Annotated in this window: 11 protein-coding genes; 3 read left to right on the top strand and 8 right to left on the bottom strand. The window is 72.9% G+C overall.

The genetic code is table 11. From position 1 onward, the window contains the following. Positions 1-91: 91 nt before the first annotated feature. Positions 92-649 (bottom strand): PadR family transcriptional regulator, encoded by a 558-nt coding sequence (locus ACIP89_RS31185; protein ID WP_401925080.1) that lies wholly within the window; start codon positions 647-649, stop codon positions 92-94. A 58-nt stretch (positions 650-707) separates the two neighbouring features. Beyond that, complete coding sequence (locus tag ACIP89_RS31180) at positions 708-2,723, bottom strand: FAD-dependent oxidoreductase (RefSeq protein WP_402117818.1); 2,016 nt, start codon at positions 2,721-2,723, stop codon at positions 708-710. Between the two features lie 237 nt (positions 2,724-2,960). Here ACIP89_RS31180 and ACIP89_RS31175 point away from each other — a divergent pair, with 237 nt between their 5' ends. Then, positions 2,961-3,491 carry a DoxX family membrane protein gene (locus tag ACIP89_RS31175; RefSeq protein ID WP_401925074.1) on the top strand — a complete coding sequence of 177 codons (531 nt, stop codon included), beginning with the start codon at positions 2,961-2,963 and terminating at the stop codon, positions 3,489-3,491. Between the two features lie 61 nt (positions 3,492-3,552). On the opposite strand, the gene ACIP89_RS31170 is transcribed toward ACIP89_RS31175, so the two are convergent. Both ACIP89_RS31170 and ACIP89_RS31165 read right to left on the bottom strand, forming a co-directional pair. Beyond that, positions 3,553-5,178, bottom strand: a complete 1,626-nt coding sequence (locus tag ACIP89_RS31170) for an FAD-dependent oxidoreductase (protein WP_402117817.1) — start codon at positions 5,176-5,178, stop codon at positions 3,553-3,555. 53 nt (positions 5,179-5,231) lie between these two features. Further along, positions 5,232-6,152 carry a diiron oxygenase gene (locus ACIP89_RS31165; protein ID WP_401925069.1) on the bottom strand — a complete coding sequence of 307 codons (921 nt, stop codon included), beginning with the start codon at positions 6,150-6,152 and terminating at the stop codon, positions 5,232-5,234. Between the two features lie 517 nt (positions 6,153-6,669). Here ACIP89_RS31165 and ACIP89_RS31160 point away from each other — a divergent pair. Together ACIP89_RS31160 and ACIP89_RS31155 are read left to right on the top strand one after the other, a co-directional pair. Further along, complete coding sequence (locus ACIP89_RS31160) at positions 6,670-7,203, top strand: EF-hand domain-containing protein (RefSeq protein WP_401925067.1); 534 nt, start codon at positions 6,670-6,672, stop codon at positions 7,201-7,203. A gap of 132 nt (positions 7,204-7,335) precedes the next feature. Further along, positions 7,336-8,250: a class I SAM-dependent methyltransferase gene (locus tag ACIP89_RS31155; RefSeq protein WP_402117815.1), complete on the top strand. Its 915-nt coding sequence runs from the start codon at positions 7,336-7,338 to the stop codon at positions 8,248-8,250. Between the two features lie 81 nt (positions 8,251-8,331). On the opposite strand, the gene ACIP89_RS31150 is transcribed toward ACIP89_RS31155, so the two are convergent. From ACIP89_RS31150 to ACIP89_RS31135, 4 genes are all read right to left on the bottom strand, one after another. Beyond that, on the bottom strand, positions 8,332-9,420 hold the full coding sequence (locus ACIP89_RS31150) for an NAD(P)-dependent alcohol dehydrogenase (protein ID WP_401925063.1): 1,089 nt from the start codon (positions 9,418-9,420) through the stop codon (positions 8,332-8,334). Further along, positions 9,417-10,826 (bottom strand): aldehyde dehydrogenase family protein, encoded by a 1,410-nt coding sequence (locus ACIP89_RS31145; protein ID WP_402117813.1) that lies wholly within the window; start codon positions 10,824-10,826, stop codon positions 9,417-9,419. The genes ACIP89_RS31150 and ACIP89_RS31145 overlap by 4 nt, the downstream gene beginning before the upstream one ends. An 8-nt stretch (positions 10,827-10,834) precedes the next feature. Beyond that, positions 10,835-11,590 (bottom strand): (5-formylfuran-3-yl)methyl phosphate synthase, encoded by a 756-nt coding sequence (locus tag ACIP89_RS31140; protein ID WP_401925058.1) that lies wholly within the window; start codon positions 11,588-11,590, stop codon positions 10,835-10,837. 218 nt (positions 11,591-11,808) lie between these two features. Further along, positions 11,809-18,489: a beta-ketoacyl synthase N-terminal-like domain-containing protein gene (locus ACIP89_RS31135; RefSeq protein ID WP_402117812.1), complete on the bottom strand. Its 6,681-nt coding sequence runs from the start codon at positions 18,487-18,489 to the stop codon at positions 11,809-11,811. Between the last annotated feature and the right edge of the window lie 4 nt (positions 18,490-18,493).

Raw genomic sequence — 18,493 nt, 5'->3', positions numbered from 1 at the left:
CACCCGCTACGACAAACGCGCCACCCACTACCAAGCCATGGTCACCCTCGCCTGCCTCCAACTCTGGCTCCCATGACTTTCCGGACACGCCCTAGCGCGGACCCGGTGCCGACGGGGCGGCGGCTTCGTCATCGGCCAGGGCGCGGGTCAGCCAGCCGATCCAGAAGTTCTCCAGATCGATGCCTCCCCGCAGCACCAGATGGCGCAGCCGGTCCTCCGCCGCCGTGCGCTCCGGCGGGAAATCCCGCTCCTCGATCGCCAGATACTCCGCCAGCTGCCGCCGGTGCAGCGCCAGATGCCGGCGCAGCTCGGTCTCCAGACCCGGGGCTCCGACGACCGCCGCCGCCCGCATCCGCAGCAGCAGGGGGTCCCGTACCTGCTTCGGGTCCTCCGGACGGGCCACCCACTCGGACAGCGCCTCGCGGCCCGCCGGCAGCACCTCGTACTCCTTCTTCCGGCCCCTGGCCGGCTGCGCCGGGACGAGCGCCCTGATCTGCCCGGCCCGCTCCAGCTTTCCCAGCTCCCGGTAGATCTGCTGGTGGGTGGCCGACCAGAAGTAGCCGATCGAACGGTCGAACCTGCGGGTCAGCTCCAGCCCCGAAGAAGGCTTCTCGAGCAGGGCGGTGAGGATCGCGTGCGGGAGTGACATGGGGTGCATCCTAAGGACGGCCGGGCGGCCAGGTGTTCGGGCACCCGGACACGCCCGTTCAGAGCGCGGCGGCGAGCTCCGTGCCCTGACGGATCGCCCGCTTGGCGTCCAGCTCGGCCGCGACGTCCGCGCCGCCGATCAGATGGGCCGCCCGGCCCGCGGCGAGCAGTTCCTCGTACAGGTCCCGGCGGGGCTCCTGGCCCGCGCACAGCACCACCGTGTCGACCGGCAGCAGCTGCTGCTCGCCGTCGACCGTGATGTGCAGCCCGTCGTCGTCGATCCGGTCGTAGCCCACGCCCGCCAGCATGGTCACGCCGCGGTGCCGGAGCTCGGTCCGGTGGATCCACCCCGTCGTTCTGCCGAGTCCCGCGCCGACCTTGCTCGCCCTGCGCTGGAGCAGATGGACCGTACGCGGCGCCTTCGGGCGCTCTGCGGTGCCCAGACCGCCCCGTTCCCGGTACTCCGTGTCCACGCCCCACTGACGGAAGAACGCCTCCGGGTCCAGGCTCGCCGCGTCCCCGCCGTCGGTCAGGAACTCGGCCACGTCGAAACCGATCCCGCCCGCCCCGACGAGCGCGACCCGGTCGCCGACCGGCGCGCCGTGGCGCAGGACGTCGAGGTAGCCGACCACGCTGGGGTGGTCGACGCCCGGGATCGCGGGGGTGCGGGGCGTGACCCCGGTGGCCAGCACGATCTCGTCGAAACCGTCGAGCTGCTCCGCGGTGACCGTGGTACCGAGCCGGACCCCGACCCTCTCCTCCGCCAGCCGGGTACGGAAGTAGCGCAGCGTTTCGTTGAACTCCTCCTTGCCGGGCACCCGGCGTGCCACGTCGAGCTGCCCGCCGATCTCCCGCGCCGCGTCGAAGAGCGTCACCTCGTGACCGCGCTCGGCCGCCGTCACGGCACACGCGAGCCCGGCGGGACCGGCGCCGACGACCGCGACCCGCTTGCGGGTCCTCATCGGCGACAGCGTCAGTTCCGTCTCGTGGCAGGCTCGCGGATTGACCAGGCAGGAGGTGACCTGACCGCTGAAGACATGGTCCAGACAGGCCTGGTTGCAGCCGATGCAGGTGTTGATCGCGTCCGCGCGGCCCTCGCTCGCCTTGACCACGAAGTCGGGATCGGCGAGGAACGGCCTGGCCATGGAGACCATGTCCGCACGCCCCGCCGCGAGGATCTCCTCCGCGACCTCCGGGGTATTGATCCGGTTGCTCGTCACCAGCGGTACGGAGACGGCGCCGCGCACCTTCTGGGTGACCCAGGTGAACGCGCCGCGCGGCACCGACGTCGCGATGGTCGGGATCCGCGCCTCGTGCCAGCCGATGCCGGTGTTGATGATCGTCGCCCCGGCCGCCTCGATCTCCCGGGCGAGCAGCACGACCTCCGCCAGCGAGGAACCGCCGGGCACCAGGTCCAGCATCGAGAGCCGGTAGATCAGGATGAAGTCGCTGCCGACCCGCTCACGGACCCGGCGCACGATCTCCACGGGGAAGCGGATGCGGTTCTCGTACGAGCCGCCCCACCGGTCGTCGCGGTGGTTGGTCGCGGCGGCGATGAACTCATTGATCAGGTACCCCTCCGAGCCCATGATCTCGACGCCGTCATAACCCGCGCGCTGCGCCAGCGCGGCCGCCGTGACGAAGTCCTCGATGGTCGACTCGATCTCCTCGTCGCTGAGCGCGTGCGGGGTGAACGCGCTGATCGGCGCCTTGACCGCGCTCGGCGCCACCAGGCCGGGGTGATGGGCGTAACGCCCGAAGTGCAGGATCTGCATGGCGATCCGGCCGCCCGCCGCATGCACGGCCGAGGTCACCCGCGCGTGTTCGGCCGCCTCCGCCTCCGTGGTCATCTTCGCGCCGCCGGGAAAGGTGCAGCCGGCGTCGTTGGGCGCGATGCCGCCGGTGACCATGAGGCCCACACCGCCGCGCGCGCGGGCCGCGTAGAACGCGGCCATGCGCTCGAAACCGTGCTCGACCTCCTCCAGGCCGATGTGCATCGATCCCATCAGGACCCGGTTCGGGAGGGTGGTGAACCCGAGGTCGAGCGGGCTCAGCAGATGCGGGTACGGGCTCATGCGGCGGCTCCTCGCGCTGTGTCGTCGAACCAGTTCTAGAGCACCGGTACGCCATTGTGCAACAAGTTGCACAATGGCGTACCTCGCACTGTGTCATGGGCCACCCATCGGCCGGCCGTGCCCCGGACGGCCCAACAACGTGCCCCCTCGGGGCCCCGGGACGCGGAGAGTGGATCCGTACCGCACCCGGGGCCCCTTTCCGTCCGGCCGGGCCCCCGAACCCTCCCGGAGAACCCCATGGGCAGCGTGAACCGTCGTGACCTCGGCCTCCTTCTCCTGCGCGTCGGTACCGGCGCCGTGCTGGCCGCGCACGGGAGCCAGAAACTGGCCGGCTGGTTCGGCGGCGGAGGCATCGAGGGCACCACCGCCGCGATGGAGGCGATGGGCTTCCACCCGCCGAAGCACAGCGCGGTCGCGGCCGGACTGGGCGAGGCCGGCGGCGGCGCGCTGCTGGCCCTGGGCCTGGCGACGCCGGCAGCGGGGGCGGCGGCCGCCGGGGCGATGGCCGGAGCCGTCGCCGTCCACGCGCCCGCCGGATTCTTCGCACAGGGCGGCGGCTACGAGTACCCGGCCTTCCTCGGGTTCACCGCTGCCGCGATCGGACTGATCGGCCCCGGCCGCTACTCCCTGGACCAGGTCACCTGCCACGTGTTCAACCGGCCCTGGACGGTGGCGCTGGCCTTCGCGGGCGGCGCGGTGGCGGCTGCTGCCGTGGTCGGCAAGCGGGCCAGGGGACAGGTCCCGGCCCCCGATGCGGAAGAATTCTGATCCGGCGGGGACTGAGCCGGGGCCTCCGACGGCCGGCCGGGGCCCGGCCCGGCCCGGCCGGTCAGTTCGGTGGTCTGCGGCGGCCGCGCTTCGCCGCGGCGACCAGCGCGGGCACCGTGTCGAGCTTGACCCGGGGGCGGCCCTGCTCGCGGCCGCCCGCCAGCTCGGCCCGCTCGATGGCCGCGAGCCCCCTGGCGTCTACGACATCGCGGCTCCGGCTCCGGGCGAGGCGGTGGAACGCCCTGGGCGGGGGAGCGGGGGAGGGCAGTACGCCCGCCACGGCGTCGGCCAGGAGAGAGCCGACGGTCTCGGCGGCGCAGGTGCGATTGGCCCCGATGCCGCCCGACGGGCCCCGCTTGATCCAGCCGACGACGTAGGTCGCGGGCAGGCCGAGGACCCGGCCGCCCTCGTGCGGAACGGTTCCGGTCGTCTCGTCGAAGGGCAGCCCCGGCACCGGCAGACCCCGGTATCCGATCGCCCGCAGGAACAGCCCCGCGGGTATCTCCCGCTGCCCCTCGGCGGCCGTCACCCGAACCGCTTCGACGTGGTCCCGGCCGAGCACTTCCGCCGGAGCCGCGTGGAAGCGGAAGACGATGCGCCGTCCGGCGGCCGTCTCCCGCCGCACGTCCCGGAACAGTGCGGCCTTCTCGCCCGGCGCGGCGCCGTCGATCGCCGCGCCCGTCCTCGGGTCGCTGTCGTCGACGACCAGCTCCACGCCCGGCAGGTGCTTGAGGGCGAGCAGTTCGGAGGCGGTTCCGGCCGTGTGCTCCGGGCCGCGCCGTCCCAGCAGCACCACCTCGCGCACCCTTGAGTCCCGCAGGGCCGCCAGCGCGTGACCGGCGATGTCCGTGTCCGCCAGCGCGGCCGGATCCGTGACGAGGATGCGTGCGACGTCCAGCGCGACGTTGCCGTTCCCGGCGACGACCACCCGGTCCGCCGTCAGCGCGACGGTCTCCGGCGGCGTCTCCGGGTGGGCGTTGTACCAGGACACGAACGACGTGGCCGAGATGCTGCCCGGCAGATCCTCGCCGGGGATGGAGAGCCGCCGGCCGGTGGAGGCGCCGACCGCGTAGATCACCGCGTCATGGTGCTCGGCCAGTTCCGCCACGGTGACGTCCCGGCCCACCTCGACGCCCAGGGCCATCCGTACCCGGGGGTGCGCGTGGAAGCGCGCGAACGCCTCGCCCGCCTTCTTCGTCGCGGGGTGGTCGGGCGCGACGCCGTAACGGACGAGGCCGCCCGCCACCGGCAGCCGGTCCACCAGCGTGACCTCGGCGTTGGTGTGCAGCAGCAGGTCCTCCGCGGCGTACATCCCGGCCGGTCCGGTGCCGACGACCGCCACCCGGATCGGCGCGAAGCCGGACGGCAGGCTGCGCGGGAACGACGGCTCGCCCCAGGCGTGGAAGTTCGGCCCGGCGACCGGCTCCGGCTCCCGGTCCTGGAAGTAGGCGGCGTTGATCGCGGCGTACTCCGCTCGCGCCCCGAAGAGGCTGTCCACCGGGAAGACCGCGTCGACCGGGCAGGCATCCGCGCAGGCGCCGCAGTCGATGCAGGTCGCCGGGTCGACGTAGAGCATCTCGGTGCTGCCGAAGGCCTGTTCCTCCGGGGTCGGGTGAATGCAGTTGACGGGGCACACGGCGACACAGGTGGCATCGCTGCAGCAGGTCTGGGTGATGGCGTAGGTCATCTCGGCATCTCGTCGGCTCGGTCGCTCGGTTCGGTTCGGTCGGCGCGCGCCGGTCAGATCAGGGAGGCGCGCTTGTAGAAGAAGAGGGCCGGTTTGGTGAGCAGCCGCGCCGAGGCCAGGAACTCCATCAGGCCCGAACAGCTGGACCGCATCAGTGACTTGTGGTGCTCGTTGGCCGCTGCCTCGCTACGGGCGCGCTCGCTGTCCAGCCCGGCGTTCGCGTAGACGTCCCGGTTCACCATGCTGGTGACGATGTAGTACGAGGCGATCGCGACCACGAGGGAGTTGATGTGGCGGCGGACCGGACCCGCGTTCCGCAGGCGCCTGCGGGTCTCGTCGCGGGCGAACTTCATGTGCCGTGACTCCTCGACCACGTGGATGTTGTTGATGGTGCGGACGAACGGCGCGACCCGCTCGTCCCGCATCCAGTCGCGCTGCATCACGTCGAGCACTTCCTCCGCGACGAGGATCGCGGCGTAGGCGGCCTCCCCGAAGGCGAGTGTCTTGAAGGCCCTGCCCAGTTCGACCACCGCACGGCGCGGCCGGTAGGCCGGTGCGCCGAGCTTGGCCGCGCCCCGGGCGAACATGATGGAGTGCCGGCACTCGTCGGCCACTTCGGTCAGTGCCCACTGGAACCGCAGGTCGGTCGGGTCCTTCGCGTACATGTCGCGCAGCACCATCTGCTGCAGGATCATCTCGAACCAGATGCCCGTGCTGGCGACGGACGCGGCCTCCTGGCGGGTCAGCGCCTTGCGCTGGGCCTCGGTCAACTCCTGCCAGTACGCCGTCCCGTAGAGCGTGCTCCACTCGGGGCTCGCGCCGTGGTGGTCCGGGTCCAGGGGGGTGTCCCAGTCCACCTGGGCGGCCGGGTCGTACGACAGCTTCGCGGCCGAGTCGAGCAGACGCCGGGCGACGTCCTGCCCGGCGGACCGGTCCTGGTGGTGGTCCTCCGGCCGAACAGTGCTGCTTGCCATGGAGCGGCTCCTTGAATCGAGGGAGATCGACCCGACGGCGCCCGGCCGGAGCCTCATTCCTGCCCACTCGATGAGACAGCCGGCGCCGGACACCGTCCTCGCTTATTAGACGTGGCGTCTAGCAAGCTGTTGGACGGAAGGTATAACAAGAGCGGCCGTCGGCCTACCCCCGGGGGCACATTCGTACGGTCTCTCCACCGCGCGTCGGTGTCTCGGCCGCAACTCCGCCCGGCGGGGAGGGCGTCGGGCCGCCTCCCAGCCGCTGGGCCGGGGCGGGGTGCCCGCGTCTCCTCCGCATGCCGAATACCTGCTTCTTCGAGGCATACATCATCTGCGTGAAATGCACCCGTTCAGGTGAATCGATGTGGATTCTTCAAGCAGGGGCGATCGCCGGTTGGATAGTAAAGGGACGGCCGAAGTCCGGGGTCCGGACGAGGCCGGTAAGTGCGGTGACCGATCATTCGTTGATTCCTTCTGGCCGCCGGCACGGTTCGGTCGGAAGAAAGGTGGCTGGGCTGTGCGTGTAGAGGCGATCAATCGGGTCAGGCTCGTTTTCTCACTGTTCGACGCCAACGCCAATGGCGTTCTCGAAGCCGATGACTTCGAGCTCATGGCAGGCCGTGTCATCGAGGCGGCACCCGATTCCGACGACACCGCGAAGAGCGCCATGGTGGCCGCGTTCCGCCGGTACTGGTCGACCCTCAGCGCTGAACTGGACGCCGACGGGGACGGCCTGATCACCTTCGACGAGTACGCGGCCTGTGTGCTGTCACCTGCGCGTTTCGACCTGGCTGCCAGTGACTTCGCCGTATCGCTCGCCGCGCTCGGTGACCCGGACGGCGACGGTCTCATCGAGCGGCCGCTCTTCATGGAGCTGATGACCGCGATCGGTTTCGAGCCCCCGAACATCGACGCACTTTTCGACGCCTTCGGGCCCTCGGACTCCGATCGGATCGAGGTGACGTCCTGGGTGGTCGGCATCAAGGACTACTACAGCCCGGAGAAGGCCGGTATCCCCGGTGACTGCCTTGTCGGGAGTGCGTCACTCTGAAATGACGGGTCCCATTCCCTAAGGAATCGGACCCGCAATTTCAATGTGCCGTGGTTTTCTGTCTCTATATGTCTCTCAGGGGGTCGTGTGGCCGGCACGGAGAATCGCATCAGTCGAAGGGGAGGGGCGGAAATGGTGAATGGGGCGGGAACAGCCGATGGGGCGGGAGAAGCGGAAGGGGTGGCGGGAGGCGTCGGCCTGACCGCTCTTCTGGTCGCCGCGGCACGCGCCATCGAGACCCACCGCCACGACCCCCTGGCACGGGACGTCTTCGCGGAGCACTTCGTGCACGCCGCACCGGCGTGCGCGGGCTGGCCGGTCCGTATCCAGCAGGTCCCCGACGGGGACGCGAACCCGCTGTGGGGGCGATTCGCGCGCTACTTCGGTCTGCGGACGAGGGTCCTCGACGACTTCCTCCTCCGGTCGGTGCACGCGGGCGCCCGCCAAGTGGTGCTGCTCGGAGCCGGATTGGACTCCCGGGCGTTCCGGCTCGACTGGCCTGCGGGCTGTGTGGTCTTCGAGGTCGACCGGGCAGGCGTGCTGGCCTTCAAACACGAGGTGCTCGACGGGCTGTCGGCCGCCCCGAAGGCGGCGCGCACACCGGTCCCGATCGACCTGCGCGCGGACTGGGCCGGAGCACTGACCGCCGCCGGCTTCGACCCGGCGGCACCGAGCGTCTGGCTGGCCGAGGGGCTGCTGTTCTACCTGCCCAGCGCCACCGAGACCCACCTCATCGACATGGTGGACCGGTTGAGCGCCGCGGGGAGCGCCCTCGCGTTCGAGGTCAAACTCGACAAGGACCTGCTGGAATACCGCGACAGCCCGCTCTACACCTCGACGACCCAGCAGATCGGCATCGACCTCCTCGCCCTGTTCAACAGAGAACCCAGGCCCGACTCCGCCGGCACGCTGACCGGCAGGGGCTGGTCCACATCGGTCCATACGCCCTTCGACTTCACCCGCCACCACGGACGCGGCCCGCTGCCCGAGGAGAACGACGCGCTGGCGGGCAACCGCTGGGTGTTCGCGAACAAGCCACGGCCGTGACCCTGTTGCCGGCCGGTCCGGCACGCCCCTCGGTCCCGTGCCTGCGTAATCCGTCCCGCGCCCGCGAAATCGATGCCGCGCCTACGGAACCAGCACCGGTTTGACCACGCGGCCCGCCTCGCAGTCGCGCTCGGCCTCGTTGATGTCGCTGAGCGGGTACCTGCGGATCAGCTGATCGAAGGGGAACCGGCCCGCCTGCCACAGCCCGGTCAGCCTCGGGACGAACAGCCTCGGCACCGCGTCCCCCTCGCAGATGTGGGAGATCCGCCTGCCCCGGTCGAGAGAGCCGGGTTCGAGCGGCAGCGGACCGCGCAGCCGTGCCACCAGCCCGAGATGACCGGTCGGACGCAGGGCCCGGAGCGCGTCGTTGATCAGCGGGGCGGAGCCCGTGGTGTCCAGCGCGTACTGGGCGCCGCCGTCGGTCCGGCCGCGGATCCGGTCGGCCAGCCCGGATGATCCGGTACGCAGCGCGATCGCGCCGAACCGCTCAGCGAGGGCCAGCCGTTCGGGGAACCGGTCGACTGCCACGGTCACCGCGCCGGCGGCGGTGGCCGCCATCACCGCGGCCAGACCCACCGCTCCCGCACCGAAGACCGCCAGGGTGTCACCGGGGCCGACGCCGAAGGAATTGAGGACGGCCCCGGCACCGGTGAGGAAGCCGCAGCCGAGCGGGCCGAGCAGTTCGAGCGGCAGCGAGGCATCGACCCGCACGGCATTGCGGGCCGGGACCATCGCGTACCCGGCGAACGACGACTGGCCGAACCACCGGGGGGCCAGTTCACCACCGGCCGCGTCCCTGAACCGGGCCGCGTGCTCCGTCCGGCCTCCGAAGAGGTTGAGCGAGGCGAAGGAATCGCAGTAGGCGGGGGCGCCGCCCAGACACGTCCGGCAGTGTCCGCAGGAGTCGAAGCCCAGGACGACGTGGTCACCGACGCCCAGGCCGGTGTCCGGGCCCCCCGTCCGGACCACCACCCCGGCCCCCTCGTGGCCGAGCACCGCCGGAAGCGGTGAGCGGCCCGCCGAGCGCCGTACCGCGAGATCGGTCCGGCACATCCCGCAGCCCGCGATCCTGACCAGGATCTCGCCCTGCGCCGGCCCCGCGTCCAGCACCACCTCCTCGACGCTGAACGGGCTCCCGTACGAGCGCAGTACCGCAGCGTCGAACCTCATCCGCATCCTTCCCGCGGCCGGTGCACCACGAACGGCCTGAGGTTCCCGTACAGCCCCCACGGCCCGCCCGCGACGCCGACCCCGCTCTCCTTGATGCCCGCGAAGGGCTGGGCGAGGGAGAGTTCGGCATGGTGGTTGATCCACGCCGTTCCGCATTCCAGCCGGGCGGCGACCTCCTCCGCCCGGTCGAGGTCGGTGCCCCACACCGAGCCGCCCAGCCCGAAGCGGGTGTCATTGGCCGCGTCGACCGCTTCGTCGAGGCTCCCGTACGGCAGCACCGGCAGAACCGGACCGAACTGCTCCGTCGTCACGACCGCGCTGTCGGGCGGCACATCGGTCAGGATCGTCGGGGCGAAGAAGTAGCCCGGCCGGTCCAGCCGGTGGCCACCGGTAACGGCGCGGGCGCCGTCCGACAGGGCCTGGGCGGTGCAGTCCTCCACCCGGGCCAGCTGCGGCGCGTTGTTGACCGGCCCCAGCCGCGTACCCGGGTCCAGCCCGGCGCCGACCACCACGGACTTCGCGTACTGCGCGAGGGCCTCCACCACGCCGGAGTGGAGCCGGGCCGGGACGTAGACGCGCTTGACCGCCATGCAGACCTGCCCGCAGTTGCGGAACGCCGACCAGAACAGCCGTTCGGCGATCCGTTCCACATCCACGTCATCCAGCAGGATCGCGGCATCGTTCCCGCCCAGCTCCAGCGTGACCCGGGCGAGCGAGGCCGCCGCGCCTTCGGCGACCGCCCGCCCGGTGGGAACCGAACCGGTGAAGGTCACATGGCGGATCCCCGGATGGCACGCGAGGCGTGCGCCCAGCGGTTCACGGCCCGTGACCACCGTCAGTACGTCCTCGGGCAGGGCGGCGGAGATCACGGACACCATCAGCCGGGTGGCGAGAGGCGTGAACGGGGACGGCTTGAGCACCACCGTGTTGCCCGCGGCGAGCGCGGGAGCGAATTTCGCCGAGGCGAGCTGGAGCGGAAAGTTCCACGGGACGATCGCGGCGACCGGACCCAGCGGCCGCCAGCGGATCTCGCTGCGCACCGGACGGCCGTCCGTGATCGGCAGGGGCACCGGAGCGGGCTCCGCGAAGTAGCGCAGCCGGGCCGCCGTGCGGGCGACCTCGGCGTACGACTCGGTGAGCGGTTTGCCCTGCTCACGGGTGAGCAGCGGTGCGAGGGCGGGGCCGGCCGCCTCCACGGCGTCGGCGGCCGCGAGCAGCGCGGCGACGCGGGCGCCGTCATCGGCCCGCCAGCCCCGCCAGGCCTCCTGGGCCCGGCCGACGACGCCGTCCAGCTCGTCCGCCTGCTGGTCGGGGGAGTCGTCGAAGGCCTCGCCCGTCGCCGGGTCGACGACGGCGAAGCGCTCGCCGCGGGCACCGGGCCCGCGGCGGGGCCGGCAGTTCGGCATGCCGGCGGTCAGCCCGCAGCGGCGGCGGTGGCGGCGTGCTCCCGGGCATGCCGGTCCATCTCCGCCCGGAAGGCGGCCACCAACACCGGGCGAATCCGCCCCGTGTTGCGGTCTCCTCCCTCGCAGACCGCCCCGCGCACCCCCACGATGTCGGTGCCGATCCGGGTCAGCGCCCCGAGGTCGGCCGCCTTGACGCTGCCCGCGAGGGCGGCCAGCAGACCGGCCCCGTGGGCCCGCCGGACGAACTCCGCGCAGACATCGGGCGGCACATGGTCGAACAGCCGCGTCCCGTCCTTGACCGCGGTGTCGAGCATGGCCGCGTCGGAGCCGGAGCGCCGGGCGATGTCGGGCAGCGCGAGCGGGTTGACGCAGCCGATCCGGTGCGCGTCGGCGTAACCGGAGGCGACGACGAACGCGTCCGGCCGGTAGTCCTTCACCGCCCGGACCACCCCCCGCATGACCTCGACGGCCTGCTCGGGCGTCGTGCACCCGTACAGGCCGACCTTGATGTACGTCGCCCCGGAGACAGCCGCGCCGAGAGCGGCCTGGGCCACCGTGCCGGGCTTGAACGGTACGTCCCCCACGGTCGCGGACACCGGTTTGTCCGCCGGTACCGCGTCCCGGATCTCCCTGATGACCCAGGGGAAGTTCGCGCCGAGCGACCCCTCATCCGGCTTCTTGACGTCGACGATGTCGAGATGCTCCGCCGCTTTCGCACAGTCGAGGGCTTCCTCGACGCCGTCAGGGGAGATGAGAAGCAACAATGTGGATTCCTTCCACCGCAGACCCGACTGCCGGGGCGGTCGGATCTGAGTCACTTGGATCACTTGCCGTCGGCTCATCATGGCCGCGGGCAGTGGCCACCGGCAGGGCGTGCGGAGTCAGAACGGTTCACTGCCCCGCCCCGGCCACGCGCCGCGTTCCGCCGTCCACGCCGGATCGCGCCGGACGCGGCACGGAACCGCCGCGTCCGCAGCGCCCGTTACGGCGTGCGCTCCGCCCCCGGCACCAACCGCATCCCCAGGCCCTTCACCCGGTAGATGCAGGTGTCGTCGCCCCACAGCGAGGCGTCCGCCACGGCATAGGGTCCCCGGTCGTCCGTGCCGCTCGCCACGATGTCCATGTCCACCCGGATCAGCCGGTTCGCCGGGGTGATCTGGCCGCGATAGGTCCAGGACGACTCGCGGCCGGGCAGCACCGGTTCGAACACGGCGCCGGGCACGCCCTCGGCCGCGCCGCTCTCCAGCAGGTGGAACTGGAGGAGCTGGCACATGGCCTCGATGCCCAACGAGCCCGGCTGAACCGGGTCCTGGAAGAAGTGGGCCCGGAAGAACCAGGCGTCCGGGCGCACGTCCTTCTCCGACCGCAACCGGCCGAGCCCCGCGCTCCCCCCGTCCGGCCAGTAGCCCGTGATCCGGTCCAGCATCAGCAGCATCGGTCCCGGCAGCCGCGGTTCCCCGGCGCAGTACCGGGCGGGACGGGTGGTCAGATCGACGGTACGGCCGCAGAGCTCGCCGAGCCGGGCCCGCTCGTCCGCCGAAGCCGGGAGGCCCTGTTGCTCGTCGAAGGCCGATCGCGGGAAGTAGCCGAAGACCGTGGAGAGTTCGTACACCGGTACGCCGTCGGCCGTGCACTCCACCCGGAACGACTCGATGATCATGTCTCCGCCGGACGAGACCCGCGTCAGTTCGGCCCTGGTGCGGACCGTACGCGTCGCCGGAGTGACCTCGCCGGTGACCGTCCCCGATCCGTCGAGGTTGCGGAACAGCAGGTCCGTCCCGCCGGTCAGCGCGCTGCCCACGTACGAGGCGAGCCACCCGCAGGGCTGCAGCGCGATCTCCAGCAGGACGGCGAACGGCATGGCGTGGCCGCCGTTCTGTTCGAAGTACCAGGCCAGGGCGGGCACGTCGTACTCGGCGACGACGAAGCTGCCCTCCCGCATCCCGGCCTGCGGCCCGTCCACAGAGACGATGCGGCTCATGAAGTGGTACGGCGGGCCGGGCAGCCTGGCCACCTTGCGGGTGCCGTCGAACGGCTCGTACATGGCGCCGAACGCCTCGCTCGGCCTGCCCCACGCGCAGGCCAGCAGCGAGGCGTGGCCGAAGGGGAATCCGTCGGCGGCCACGGCCACCGGCTTCTCCTCCCGGTGCCCGGCCAGCCCGGCGAGCCTCGGCAGGGGCACCGGAGCGCCACCGGTCTGCACGGTGGGCGGGCCCGAGTGCCGCCAGTGCGAGAGCGGCCAGTCCGGGACCAGCCGGAGCGCCATGCCACGGCCCAGGAACGCCTTCGCCCCGTCCACCGAGCCGAGGACATCGGCGTACAGAGTCGGCACCGGCCCGCCGGAGACGCCGGAGACGAACACCTCGTAGACGACCCGCCGGCCCTCCGGGGTCGCCTGACCCCGGCACTTCGCGCTGGAGGGGTGTTCGGTGACCGGTTCGAAGCGCCAGCCGTCGCGGTCGACGGTGAAGCCCATGGCCGTCAGGTAGAAAGCCATCGCCTGGAGACCGCCCTGGAGCATCAGGGTGCCCGGCATGCAGGGGTCGTTCTTGAAATGCCCGGTGAAGAACCAGTCGTCCGGAGACAGCGCGGTCTCGGCGCGCAGATACCCCCGCCCCCACGGTCCTCCGGCCGGGTCGAACGCGACGACCTCGTCCAGCAGCCGCATCCGGCCCCCGTCCAGCGTGGGTGTGCGCACGTGGGCCGCCGTCGCCTCCCAGCCGGGCCCGAAGCAGTCGGCGGGCCGCCCCTGCGCCAGGGCCCGCATCCGGTCCGCGTCGAAACGGGTCCGTTCGCAGCGCACTGCAGGCGGATCGAGCGGCAGGTCGTCACCGGGTGTGTGCTCTGCGGGATTCCAGCGGACACCGCCGCTGTCGGCGAGCTCCGCCGGGGTGAAGAACCCGGCCTGGCCCTCGCGCACGCTGAGCCGCAGTTCGCCGTCCACGTAGCAGTCGTAGTGGAAGAAGGCCAGCCGGACGCCGGCGGCCTCCGCGTGGCCGTCTACATGGATCTCGAAGCACAGGGTGTCGCCCGCCTTCGGCGGAGTGCCGTGGAACGTCACCTCGCAGCCGAGCAGCCGGTACGCGCGCTCGCCCCGGTTGAGGAGGTCGACGCCGAGCCAGCTGAGCAGGAGCAGATCGGCCTGGCCCGCCTCGATCAGCAGACCGGCCGGCATGTGCCCCGTGGGATCCAGGTACCAGCTCTCGGGCAGGACGTCGGTCTCCGTCCAGATCCTCCCGTCCGTGCGGACCGGACCCGGCAGCGTGAGCGCCGCCGGCACCGCGTCGAGGCCGGTGACCCGGTCGGCGAACAGCATGGGCGGCCCCGGCATCCGGGTCTGCACCGCGTATCCGTCCTGTTCGGCGAAGCGCGGACCGAACAGCGTGGAGATCTCGCGGGAGGCGAGGTGCTCCAGCTGGGCGCGGTCGAACTTCGGCCCCGGCCTCTGAACCCGCAAGGGCGCGGGCGCAAGCGGCGGCGCCGTGGCGGGCGCGGGCCGTACGGGTGCGGGGTGCCGGCCGGCGGCGGTCAGCGCGCTGACGGCGAGCCCGGACACCCGCAGGAACCGCTGGTGGGCCTCGGCGTGCGCGGCCATGACCTCCTGGTGCAGCGCGGCGACCCGCAGACCGTGCCGGACTGCCACGGCCCCGGCCCCCGTCGCCCCCGGCCCCGGGGCGGACCGCGCAGGCAGCCGGGACGGGACGGGGGAGGAGGGCGAGGGTACGACGGCGGCGGGCGCGGTGGTCCCGGCGGGCACAGCTGGCCCGGCAGCCCCGGCAGCCCCGGCAGCCCCGGCAGCCCCGGCAGCCCCGGCAGCCCCGGCTGGCAGGGTGGTCTCGGCTGGCACGGTGGCCTCGGTGGTCTCGACGGGCAGAGCGGGCACGGTGGTTTCGGTGGTCCCGGTTGTGCCGGCGGGGGAGCCGGTAGGCGGGGCGGGGCGCCGGTCCGGCACGGGGGCCAGCTCGGGGGCCCGGGGCAGAACGGTCACAGCACGCTCCAGGGGCGGCAGGCACGGAGTCGGGGGTACGGGAACGGCGACGGTGGGACCGGGCGGCGGGAGCTGCGCCGAGGCCTCGGCGAGCCGGGCGAACACCGCGTCGGCCCGCACCGGCACCCCGGCGACGACGAGTTCGCCGACCGCGAGGCACAGCTGCCGCAGCCCGGTGTCCCCCGAGGCGTCCAGTGCGACGGCCACATGCTCCCGGTCGCCGAGCACCCGCTTGATCCAGCCGGTGCACAGCCTCCGGGGCCCGTGCTCCACGAACACCCGCACGCCGTCCGCCCACGCCCGCTCGACGGTGGCCGCGAAGTCGATCGTGCCGACCCCCTGCGCGGTGATCGCCTCTGCGGCCCGCTCGGCGGTCGGCCGGTACGCCCGCCCGGTGGCCCCGCTGTAGAACCGCACCCCGGGCACGTCGACCGTGGGGCGGCGGTGGACCTCGCGCCACACCTCGGAGACCTCGGCCAGCTCCGGTGCGTGGGCCGCCAGGTCGTAGTCCAGCTCGATCGCACGGTCGGCACCGATCCTGGCCACGGCGGCGGCGCACGCCCGGGACTCGCCACCGATGACGCAGACACCGGGCGCGTTCACCGCCATCAGGTGAACCGAGGCGTCCGTGGCCAGCTCCACGCGGACCGCTTCCAGCGGTGCTCCGAGGAGATAACTCGACCACCGGGAGCCCTGGATGCCCCGCTGCCGCCAGTAGCGCCGGACCGCCCGCAGCTCACCGGTGAGTTCGGTGGTGAACAGACCACTGTCCCGGACGGCCTCGAACAGCCCGCAGGCGTCCGGCCAGGCCCCCAGCGCGACCAGCGCCGTCGACTCGCCCGAGGAGTACCCGAGCGCGGCGTCCGGACGCAGCCCGAGCAGTTCGCGGCTGAGAACGGTGTGGAAGACGGCCAGTTCGGCGGCGGCCCAGATCTGGCCGAGGACTCCCGGCTCCGGCCGCGACCGCAGCCGGGCCGTCATCTCGCGGTGCCTCTCCCGTACTGCCTCGCCGAGCGAGGGCAGGGCGACCATCAGCTCATGGCCCATCCCCGGGTAGGCGGCCGAGCCGTTCGTGTACACGAAGGCGGTCTGCCCGGTGACCGGCCCGTCCCGGTACAGCAGGTCGGCGGGGCGTACCCCGCCCTCCGTCAGCCAGCGGCGGGCGGCTTCCCCGCGGTCGGCCGGCACGGTGTCCCCGTCGGCCACGAGCACCAGACGGGCCGGACCGACGGAAGACCGGGTACCGGAGTCCAGCGCGGCCAGCACCTCCTGACGGTCCGCCCCGGAGAAGACGTGCAGGCGCGGGGCCGTATCCCGCAGCCACGGCAGGGCGTCCCCCGCGCGCAGCCGTACGCTCGCGGCCGGCCCCTCCAGGGGGACGGCCACGGCCCGCGCCGTGTGGGCGACGGCCGCGGCGTCCGCGGGCCCGCCGGGACGGGGCACCGCGCGGTGCTGGAGCGAGAGCGCCGCGACCGCGACGGAGACCAGCCCGGACGCGGCATGGGCGCGCCCGAACACCGAGGACGGATCGAACACCGCGTCCGGCCCGTCCCCGATGACCATGTCGGGTTCCCCGGCGGCTTCCTCGTCCAGCAGGGCCACGACCGTGTCGCCGTCCCTGCGCGCCGTCTCCAGGGGTTTGAGGACCAGGACGACGGCCGCGTCACCGGGCTCGTCCTCACGGCCGAGCTCCCGCAGAGCGGCCCGGTGGACCGCCTCGCGGGACAGGTCGGTGGCACCGACGAGAGCGGCGTCGGCCTCCCCGGAGCGGATGGCCCGGACCGCGAGTTCCAGCGCGACCAGACCGGACGCCTCCTCTGCGGAGACCGTGAATCCGGGCCCCGCCAGGTCCAGTTGGGTGCTGATGCGGTTCGCCGCGAGGTTCGGCATGCTGCCCACCACCCCTTCCGCCGTCATCGGAGGGGTGAACGCCTCCCGCGCGGCGTCCGCCGAAGAAGGCGTGACGGGCGTCTCCGACTGCTCCAGCCAGAACGGCACCCGCCAGCGGGCCCCCGCGCGGGCCACCTGGGGGTCCACCCCGGTTCCGATGACCACCATGGTGCGCTCGCGGGGCAGGCTCACCTTCCGTACGGCCTCCCGGGCCGCCTCCAGCACCAGGAGCTGGTGCGGCACGACCCGCGCCAGGGCCAGCGGCGGGAAGCACAGGTCCGTCAGCCGCACGGCGATCTCCGTGACCGGACCGCACCGTTCACCGCCCAGTACGGCCCGGCGCAGGTCCTCGGTGGACGTACCGTCGCCGACCCTGGCTCCGATGGCCACGATCGCCACCTGAGCCTGAGCCGGAGCCGTTGCGGGGGCGGCCGGTCCGCCGCGTCGCACGGCGCACACGGGAACGGCGTCCGGCGGGTCGACGATCAGGTGGGCGTTGGTGCCGCCGAACCCGAACGCGCTCACCGCCGCCCGCCGCGGCCCCGTCCACTCCTCCGCGGCGGACAGCACCCGCAACGGGGTGCCCGTCAGCGCGTCCAGCGGCCGCTGTGCGCCGAGCGTCGCCGGGCGGACCCCCGCCCGCATCGCACCGAGCACCTTCAGCAGCCCCGCCACGCCCGCGGCGGCCAGCAGGTGCCCGACGTTCGACTTGGCCGAACCGATGGGCACGTCGTCCGCCGCCCCGAAGACCCGGGCCATGCCGCGCGCCTCCACCGCGTCACCGACCGGTGTCCCCGTCGCATGGCACTCGACGAGCGACACCGACTCCGGCGGTACCCCCGCCACGTCGTACGCCAGCCGCATGGCCCGTACCTGGCCCTCCTGCGAGGGGCTGATCAGCCCGGAGCCGCGACCGTCGTTGGACAGTCCCACCCCGCGGATCACGCCGAACACCGGCAGACCGGCGGCGCGCGCCTCGGACAGCCGCATCAGGGCGACGAACCCGGCGCCCTCACCGTGCACCAGCCCGTCCGCTTCCCGGTGGAACGGGCGGCTGCGCCCGGTGCGGCTGGTCGCGGACAGCCCGCAGAACCCCACGTGGAGGTAGAGGGGATCGGGGCGGCTCACCGCGCCCGCGACCATCAGCTCCGCCGTGCCGTCGTGCAGCCGGTCGCACGCCAGCTTGATCGCGTACAAGGAGGACGCGCAGGCGGCGTCGAGCGACCACGCCCCCGCACCGAGGCCGAGCGCGTCGGCCGCGAGCCGGGCGGGCAGCCCGGACGAGAAGCGGTTGCGGGCGTCGGGGCGTGCACCGCGCTCACCCGTCAGCAGGGCCTCGCGGAGCGGCGGTTGCTGCGCGGACAGCCAGACGTGCTCGGCGAAGGCCGCTCCGGACGGTGTGGGATACGACAGGTTCCCCAGCACCAGGCCACCGCGCGGCAGCGGGCCGGTGCGGCCCGCCTCCGTGAGCGCCTGCCGCACCCCGTACAGGACCCAGTGGAAGAGCGGGTCCAGCGACGCGATCCGCTCCGGGGCGATTTGGAAGCCGCTCGGATCGAAGACGGACTCGAACCCGTGGACGTACCCGCCGACGTCGGTCCAGGTGCGGTCGAGGTGGTCGTCCACCGAACCCATGGCCCAGTGGCGCGGCAGCCGCCACCGGTCGGCGGGGGCGGCCGACAGGCTCAGCCGCCCGGCGGCGATGTTCTCCCAGAACGTGTCCGGGTCGAGCGCGCCGGGCAGCACGCAGCCCCGGCCGACGACGGCGATGGGTTCGACAGGCATGCGG

Origin of the sequence: Streptomyces sp. NPDC088730 (assembly GCF_044751215.1) — a bacterium.
In the GTDB taxonomy this organism is placed as follows: Bacteria; Actinomycetota; Actinomycetes; order Streptomycetales; family Streptomycetaceae; genus Streptomyces.
The sequence above is the reverse complement of the archived record's forward strand: the minus strand, read 5'-3'. Positions and strand labels throughout refer to the sequence as shown.